The 7,002-nt window shown below is 62.1% G+C and carries 12 protein-coding genes and 1 other RNA gene; 7 read left to right on the top strand and 6 right to left on the bottom strand.

Translation table 11 applies throughout. From position 1 onward, the window contains the following. On the bottom strand, positions 1-211 hold a 211-nt coding region (locus tag EN935_RS16380), incomplete at its 3' end, for a MoxR family ATPase (protein WP_127373443.1). Between the two features lie 149 nt (positions 212-360). Here EN935_RS16380 and ssrS point away from each other — a divergent pair. The 4 genes from ssrS to EN935_RS16360 all read left to right on the top strand — a co-directional run bounded on the left by ssrS (position 361) and on the right by EN935_RS16360 (position 2,931). Beyond that, positions 361-516: non-coding RNA, 6S RNA (ssrS, locus tag EN935_RS16375), on the top strand. Positions 517-612: 96 nt separating this feature from the next. Next, a complete protein-coding gene (locus EN935_RS16370) occupies positions 613-1,200 on the top strand; it encodes a 5-formyltetrahydrofolate cyclo-ligase (RefSeq protein WP_109664651.1) in 588 nt (195 codons plus the stop codon). A gap of 70 nt (positions 1,201-1,270) precedes the next feature. Then, on the top strand, positions 1,271-2,095 hold the full coding sequence (locus tag EN935_RS16365) for a YmdB family metallophosphoesterase (RefSeq protein ID WP_109664654.1): 825 nt from the start codon (positions 1,271-1,273) through the stop codon (positions 2,093-2,095). A 68-nt stretch (positions 2,096-2,163) separates the two neighbouring features. Next, positions 2,164-2,931 carry a TerC family protein gene (locus EN935_RS16360; RefSeq protein ID WP_127265123.1) on the top strand — a complete coding sequence of 256 codons (768 nt, stop codon included), beginning with the start codon at positions 2,164-2,166 and terminating at the stop codon, positions 2,929-2,931. Positions 2,932-2,951: 20 nt separating this feature from the next. Here the strand turns inward: EN935_RS16360 and EN935_RS16355 are convergent, their stop codons facing one another. From EN935_RS16355 to EN935_RS16340, 4 genes are read right to left on the bottom strand one after another with little or no spacing between them, the layout of a single operon-like run. Further along, positions 2,952-3,401 carry an SRPBCC family protein gene (locus EN935_RS16355; protein ID WP_127265124.1) on the bottom strand — a complete coding sequence of 150 codons (450 nt, stop codon included), beginning with the start codon at positions 3,399-3,401 and terminating at the stop codon, positions 2,952-2,954. Positions 3,402-3,427: 26 nt separating this feature from the next. Then, entirely contained in the window at positions 3,428-3,790 is a 363-nt protein-coding gene (locus tag EN935_RS16350; protein WP_109664667.1) for a hypothetical protein, read from the bottom strand. Between the two features lie 43 nt (positions 3,791-3,833). Further along, positions 3,834-4,226 carry a VOC family protein gene (locus EN935_RS16345; protein WP_109664671.1) on the bottom strand — a complete coding sequence of 131 codons (393 nt, stop codon included), beginning with the start codon at positions 4,224-4,226 and terminating at the stop codon, positions 3,834-3,836. 45 nt (positions 4,227-4,271) lie between these two features. After that, the gene (locus EN935_RS16340; protein ID WP_109664675.1) at positions 4,272-4,754 is read right to left on the bottom strand and encodes an SRPBCC domain-containing protein; all 483 of its coding nucleotides are present in this window, start codon (positions 4,752-4,754) and stop codon (positions 4,272-4,274) included. A gap of 52 nt (positions 4,755-4,806) precedes the next feature. Here EN935_RS16340 and EN935_RS16335 point away from each other — a divergent pair, with 52 nt between their 5' ends. The 3 genes from EN935_RS16335 to EN935_RS16325 all read left to right on the top strand — a co-directional run bounded on the left by EN935_RS16335 (position 4,807) and on the right by EN935_RS16325 (position 6,416). Further along, positions 4,807-5,130: a helix-turn-helix domain-containing protein gene (locus tag EN935_RS16335; protein ID WP_127265122.1), complete on the top strand. Its 324-nt coding sequence runs from the start codon at positions 4,807-4,809 to the stop codon at positions 5,128-5,130. A 213-nt stretch (positions 5,131-5,343) separates the two neighbouring features. Beyond that, positions 5,344-6,093, top strand: a complete 750-nt coding sequence (locus EN935_RS16330; protein ID WP_023758620.1) for a YebC/PmpR family DNA-binding transcriptional regulator — start codon at positions 5,344-5,346, stop codon at positions 6,091-6,093. Then, positions 6,090-6,416: a SelT/SelW/SelH family protein gene (locus tag EN935_RS16325; RefSeq protein ID WP_127265121.1), complete on the top strand. Its 327-nt coding sequence runs from the start codon at positions 6,090-6,092 to the stop codon at positions 6,414-6,416. The genes EN935_RS16330 and EN935_RS16325 overlap by 4 nt, the downstream gene beginning before the upstream one ends. A gap of 29 nt (positions 6,417-6,445) precedes the next feature. Here the strand turns inward: EN935_RS16325 and EN935_RS16320 are convergent, their stop codons facing one another. Continuing rightward, positions 6,446-6,922: a DUF1772 domain-containing protein gene (locus EN935_RS16320; RefSeq protein ID WP_127265120.1), complete on the bottom strand. Its 477-nt coding sequence runs from the start codon at positions 6,920-6,922 to the stop codon at positions 6,446-6,448. Positions 6,923-7,002: the final 80 nt, after the last annotated feature.

The raw sequence follows: 7,002 nt of genomic DNA, 5'->3' as shown, positions 1-7,002 counted from the left end.
CGTAAAGGCCCTGCTGCGCCCTGGTGGTCGACTTGACGTGCCATTCGATGAGGTCGAGGCCAAGTGCTGACGCCACCTGGCGGGCGAGTTCCGTCTTGCCGGTGCCGGGCTCACCCTTGACCAGCAAGGGCCGTTCCAGTGCGATCGCCGCGTTGACGGCCACCATCAGATCCTTGTCGGCGACATAGGCCGCCGTGCCTTCGAAACGCATTCTTGCTCCTCGGTTGGTCATCGCGACCGTAAGGACGCGGCTCAGCCTGTGCAAGGGCGCACCCACCGCCACGAAAGACTTGAAACCCGCGATGGAAACATCTGCCAGTCTCACTGGCGCTTAGTCGACCGGCAGCCTATATTGGCTGGGACGGTCTGTGCTTCCCGGCAGGAGAACATTTTCCCCGGGGCCTTAACGATCCTTAGGGAGCTGTCCCTGGGAAGACCCGTGGGTTTTCTCACACGGCGCCCACCTACTTTGTAGGTTCCCGGGATCGCTCTCTCCACCGGTTGTGTGGATCGTCACTTATTGCCACGCGTCCACGCATTTCGGTGGACGATGCGGTGGAAAACGTCGCTCCCAACGCTTCATCCCGCTCTGACCTTTTCTACCCTGGCCGCATGACCTCTCCCAAAGACCTGAAAAAGCAGCTTCGCCGCGAGGCACTCGGGCGCCGCGACGCACTCGATGAATTCTGGCGGGTGGAGGTCGCGCTTGAAATGGCCGAGACCGCACGCGATCACCTCCACATCGAGCCGGGCCAGATCGTCTCCGGTTTCTGGCCGATGCGCTCGGAAGTCGACGTCAGGCCGCTGATGTTTGCCTTGCGCGAAAAGGGCGCACGGCTTTGCCTGCCGGCCATTCTCGACAAGACCACCATCGTTTTTCGCGAACTGGTGCGTGGCGCGCCGATGGTCGAAATGGGCTTCGGCACCGTCGGCCCGCATGAAGAGGCCGAGGTGCTCGACCCCGCGGTGATGCTGGTGCCGCTTGCCGCTTTCGATGCGCGCGGCCATCGCATCGGCTACGGCGCCGGCTATTATGACCGCGCCATCGGCAGGCTGGTCGACAAGGGCCAGCCGCCGCGGCTGGTCGGCATCGCCTTCGATTGCCAGGAGGTGGCAATGGTGCCGGATGAGAACCACGACGTCATCATTCCGGAAATACTCACCGAGAGCGGGTTGCGCCGCTTCGCGCCAAAATTGTAGATAAGTACAAGGGACGCATGATCTTTCACTGGCGTCATGCAGCTTTCGCTGACCTTCGGTGCGAGATCATATGAGACTTCTCTTCCTCGGTGACATGGTGGGCAAGACGGGACGGACGGCGGTGTGGGAACAGCTGCCCGGCCTGATCTCCGACTTCAAACTCGATTTCGTCATCGTCAATGGCGAGAACGCCGCCGGCGGTTTCGGCATCACCGAAGATATCTTTCGCGAGACCATCGCGGCCGGTGCGGATGTCGTTACCACCGGAAACCATGTCTGGGACCAGCGCGATGCGTTGGCCTTCGCGCCGCGCGAAGAGCGTTTTTTGCGCCCCTCCAATTTTCCCAAGGGCACACCCGGGCGCGGCTCCGGCGTCTACATTGCCAGGAGCGGCGCGCGCGTGCTGGTCGCCAACATCATGGGCCGGGTGTTCATGCATCCCGAGCTCGACGATCCGTTCCAGGCCGGCGAACGCGAGCTTGCCGCCTGTCCGCTTGGCGAGCAGGCGGATGCCGTGGTCATCGACTTCCACGCCGAGGCGACCTCGGAAAAGATGTGCTTCGCGCATTTCGTCGATGGCCGCGCCAGCCTCGTCGTCGGCACTCACACGCACCAGCCGACCGCCGACCACCAGATCCTGAATGGCGGCACCGGCTATCTGTCCGATGCCGGCATGTGCGGCGACTACGATTCCTCGCTCGGCATGGACAAGGAGGAGCCACTCAACCGCTTCCTGTCGAAAGTGCCGAAAGGGCGTTTCGAGGCAGCCACCGGACCGGCGACATTGTGCGGCGTCGGCGTCGATATTTCCGACCGCACGGGGCTCACCGAGCGGATCGCGCCGTTTCGTCGCGGCCCGCGGCTGGAGGAAACCGCGCCATCCTTCTGGTCGTGACATTGATATAGGCGCGCGCAGTACCTAACTGCCGGCGACACTGCTCTAGATCGTAGGGGACGACCTCCATGCAGCTCATCGAATTTCTGGCGCCGCATTTTCAATTCGTGTCCGACCCAACGGCATGGGTCGCGTTGCTGACGCTGGTGGTGCTGGAGATCGTGCTCGGCATCGACAACCTGATCTTCATCTCGATCCTGACCAACAAGCTGCCGGAAGCGCAAAGGGCCCGCGCCCGCCGCCTCGGCATCTCGGCGGCGCTGATCATGCGGCTGGTGCTGCTGGCCACCATTTCGATCATCGTCCAGTTGACGGCGCCGGTGTTCACGGCCTTCGGCCATGGCTTTTCCTGGCGCGACCTGATCCTCATCGCCGGCGGCCTGTTCCTGGTCTGGAAGGCGACCAAGGAGATCCATCACACGGTGGACCCCGACGACCACCAGGACTCGATGCTGGGTGAGACGCTGCAGATCAGCCTTGCCGGCGCGATCTTCCAGATCCTGCTGCTCGACCTGGTCTTCTCGATCGATTCGATCATCACCGCTGTCGGCATGACCGACGAGATCGCCATCATGTACATCGCCGTGATCGTCGCGGTGAGCGTGATGATGCTGGCGGCCGGGCCGCTGGCCAATTTCATCGCCAAGAACCCGAGCATCGTCATGCTGGCGTTGGGCTTCCTGCTGATGATCGGCATGACGCTGATCGCCGACGGCATGGGCTACCATGTGCCCAAGGGCTACATCTACGCCGCCATGGGTTTTTCGGCACTGGTCGAGGGACTCAACATGCTGGCGCGGCGGCGCAAGAAGGCGAAATCGGGCGGCGGGCACTGAGGCTGGTCTATCGGGCTAGCCTAATGCTGACGGTCGCCGATCAGGCCAAGCGTCAGGCCCTGTTCCAGCCAGGCCTTGGCGCCGGCCAGCACGAGCGTGAAGCCGCCGGTTGAGCCGATGGCCTCTTTCACCTGCTCGTCGCCATTGCCTGCGAAGTCGAAGTTGCGAACTTCGAGAAAAGTCGTCTGATCCGGCATTTCGGTGAAGGTCCAGACCACGGTGGTCGGAGGATCGCTCCACCGCATGACGATCTTTTCGTTCGCGACGATCTCGCTGACATCGACCGTCGTCGAGACCCCGTACATGCGCCACTCCGATCGCACCTCCTTGCCGCTGTCCAGGCGCCCGCTGGCGTGGGTGAACCAGAATTTCGTGGTGATGGCCGGATCGACGATGGCCTCGAACACTTCAGGGACAGGTCGCCGGATCAGCATGCCGGCTTCGGCGGTTGGTGTTTCGCGGATCTCCATCGGATTGTCCTTTCGGGGCTTGGCGCTCACCAGGCGTCCGGTTCGCGCAGCATGTGAACGATGTTGGCTGGGTTGGTGATCCAGCCGCCACGGAAGCCCTCGCCCAGGGGCTCGATGGCGTCGCAACGCACGACGCCCGCCTTGGCGAGACGATCCGCGGCCATGGGGAAATCATCGGTGAAGAGTTCCAGCCACACCTCGGCCTGGCTCATCATCGGCGCCTCATCGATCCACAGGCGGTTGGGGCCAAGCTCGAAGCCGATTGCCGGCGCCTTGTCTGTGAATGGCTTCAGGCCGACGACGTCGCGGTAGAAGGCGATCGTCGCCTCATACTGGTGTGGCGGCACCTTCATGGCGATGTTGATGCCGCCGGTGATTTTCGTGGTCATAGCTGGCTCCGTTTCAGCTGTTGGTCGGCTTTGCCCGGGCTGGTTATGCGAGATTGACCTGCCAGGAGACCCCGAACCTGTCGTTGAGCCATGCGAAACGGCGGCTGAAGCCGTAATTGTCGGGCGGCATCAGAAACCCACCGTCCTTTGCCAGTGTCTCGACAATGCGGTTCAGTTCGTCTTCGGAGGAACAGTCCACATAGAGCGAGACCGACGGCGTGAACGTGAAGGCGTGGTGCACGGGGCTGTTGAAGACCAGGACTTCCAGGCCAGCGATCGACACCCGTGCCAGCTTGACCATTCCTTGTGGACCGTCTTCGCCGGGGCCGTAATTTGTGACGTCAAGGACGCTGCTGCCGGGAATGGTCTCGCAATAGAGGGTCATTGCCTCTTCGGCCTTGCCCTCGAACATCAGGAATGGCGTTACTTTCGTCATTGCAGGCCTCCATCTTCCTTCCTGGGTGCTCAGATATGGGGTCGCTCAGATATTGGTCTCGTTGGCGGGTTCGCCCTTCATCTCGCTGCGGTAGTAGCCGTCGCGCAAATTGATGCCGTATTCGACATAGGCCTTCATGCAGGCCAGCATCTGCGACCAGCCCTCGCAATTGAGGTAGGACTTCTTCAGGCCGACCGCGCCTTCCTGCCAACCGCTCTCGGCGATGGTGACGAAGGTGCCGCCTTCGTCCAGCGGCTCGAAATTCATCTCGATACGGGTCTTGTAGGCGGGTTTGCCGTCGGCGTCGGTGGCATCCCAGCGCAGCACGATGCGGCTGTCCTTGACCACTTCATCGACCTCGACCGGCACCTTGCCCCACCAGACGACGCCGGCACCCGCCACCAGCGGCGCGCTGGCGCCGCCGATCGTGGTAAAATAGCCGCTCAGCTTCCTCGGATTGACGACTGCGTCGAAGACGTCGGCGACCGGCTTGCCGATGCGGCCGGAAACCTTGAATCCAAGTGACATATCCACAGCTCCTTCCCTTGATTGGCTCAACGATATGTTATAGAAACATAACATGTCAAGCCAATCGCAAGACGACAATGTTTTCAAGGCGCTGGCGCATCCACGCCGGCGCGAAATGCTGGATCAGCTGAAGGATACGCCGAAGACGACCGGCATGCTGTGTAAGGCCTTTCCCGATATCGATCGCTGCACCGTGATGCTGCATCTTAAGGTGCTGGAGGAGGCCGATCTGATTGTCGCGCGGCGCGACGGACGCGAGCGCTGGAACCATCTCAACGCGCTGCCGATCAAGCAGATCCACGACCGCTGGATCAGCCAGTATGCCGGCCATGCGCTCAGCATCATTGACCGGTTGAAGTCCGATCTGGAGGCGTGAGCGCTCGCAGCCGCCAATGTCGGGCGTCCCGTGTGCGGTGCGGCTGGACGAATTGAGCCGATTTATCTATAAGCCGGCCATTCCGACAGAGAACGCCGTGCTTCCACGAGTTGCACCTGGGACGCTCTGAAATTTTGAATTCGGGCATTGCGGAAGACGAGGTGAGATCACTTCGCTTCGGGATGCTCTAGCCGAGAAGACGACAGGGGTGCCATGGCTGGCCATTCACAGTTCAAGAACATCATGCACCGCAAGGGCCGCCAGGATGCGGTGCGGTCGAAAATGTTTTCCAAGCTGGCGCGCGAAATCACCGTCGCCGCCAAGAGCGGGACGCCCGATCCATCGATGAACCCGCGTTTGCGGCTGGCGATCCAGAACGCCAAGGCGGTGTCGATGCCGAAGGACAACATCCAGCGCGCCGTCAACAAGGCCTCGATGGGCGATGCCGAGAACTACGAAGCCGTGCGCTATGAGGGCTATGGTCCCGGCGGCGTCGCCGTCATTGTCGAAGCCCTGACCGACAACCGCAACCGCTCGGCCTCGAATGTGCGCGCCGCCTTCACCAAGGCCGGCGGGGCGATGGGTGAAACCGGCTCGGTGTCGTTCATGTGGGACCGTGCCGGCGAGATCTACTATCCGGCATCGGCGGGCAGCGCCGACAAGATCATGGATGCGGCGATCGAAGCCGGCGCCGATGATGTCGAGTCGGACGAGGAAGGCCACACGATCTACTGCGCCTTCGAAAATCTCGGCGAAGTGTCGAAGGCGCTGGAAGGCGCGCTCGGCGAGGCTGAATCGGTGAAGCCGATCTGGCGGCCGCAAAACAATGTTCCGGTCGACGAGGAGCGGGCACAGTCGCTGATGAAGCTGGTCGCCACGCTTGAGGACGACGACGACGTGCAGAGCGTCTACGCCAACTTCGAAGTCGACGACGAGACCATGGCTAAGCTCAGCGCGGCATGAGCGAGGAACCTCTGCCCACCATCCGCATCACCTATTGCACGCAGTGCCAGTGGCTGTTGCGCGCCGGCTGGATGGCGCAGGAGCTTCTGTCGACCTTCGGCACCGATCTGGGCGAGGTCACCCTGGTGCCCGGCACCGGCGGCATCTTCACCATTTCCTGCAATGACACGCTTGTCTGGGACCGCAAGCGCGACGGCGGCTTTCCGGACGCGGCGAAGCTCAAGCAGTTGGTCCGTGATGTCATCGACCCGGATCGCGATCTCGGCCATGCCGACCGCAAGGGTCACACGTCGAAAGACCAGACGCAAAAGGACCCCGCCTGAGCGGGGTCCTTTGCGTTTCGTAAAACCGCTTAGAGCAATGCGAAGATAAAGCAGGCCATCGCCACGATGGCGGTGATGGTGCGGACGTGGTTCCACATCACCCATTGGCTCAAATGGTTCGCCCACACGGCGGCGCCATTGCTGCTGGCGGGGTCGACGGCGGCGAGCGCATCGTTGAGCGGCACATTGAAGACCATGGTCACGATCGGGTTGCCGACCACATAGATCACCGCGCCGGCAAGCAACCAGTACGAGCCGGACTGGCTCCAGCCCATGATAGCGGCGGCGATAAGCACCAGACAGAGCAGGCCGGTACCGAAAAGCGCCGTCATGAAGGTCGGGGTGATCACCGTGATGTTGATAGAATTCATCGCGGCGATGCCGCTTGGGACGGGCAGCCGGGCAAGCGCCGCCATGACGAAGTTGGAAAAGGCGAAAAACACGCCGCCGACGACGCCCGAGCCGATTGCGGCAATGATGGTGAGGGTGGGGAGAAGCTTGATCATCTCAGTTGCTCCAAATGCCGGTTGAGGCGGTTTCGGTTGCGTAGGCGGAGAAGTCTTTCGGCGCACGGCCAAGCACGCGC

The organism is Mesorhizobium sp. M7D.F.Ca.US.004.03.1.1 (assembly GCF_003998635.1).
In the GTDB taxonomy this organism is placed as follows: Bacteria; Pseudomonadota; Alphaproteobacteria; order Rhizobiales; family Rhizobiaceae; genus Mesorhizobium; species Mesorhizobium loti.
This window is presented reverse-complemented; position numbering and strand designations above follow the sequence as displayed.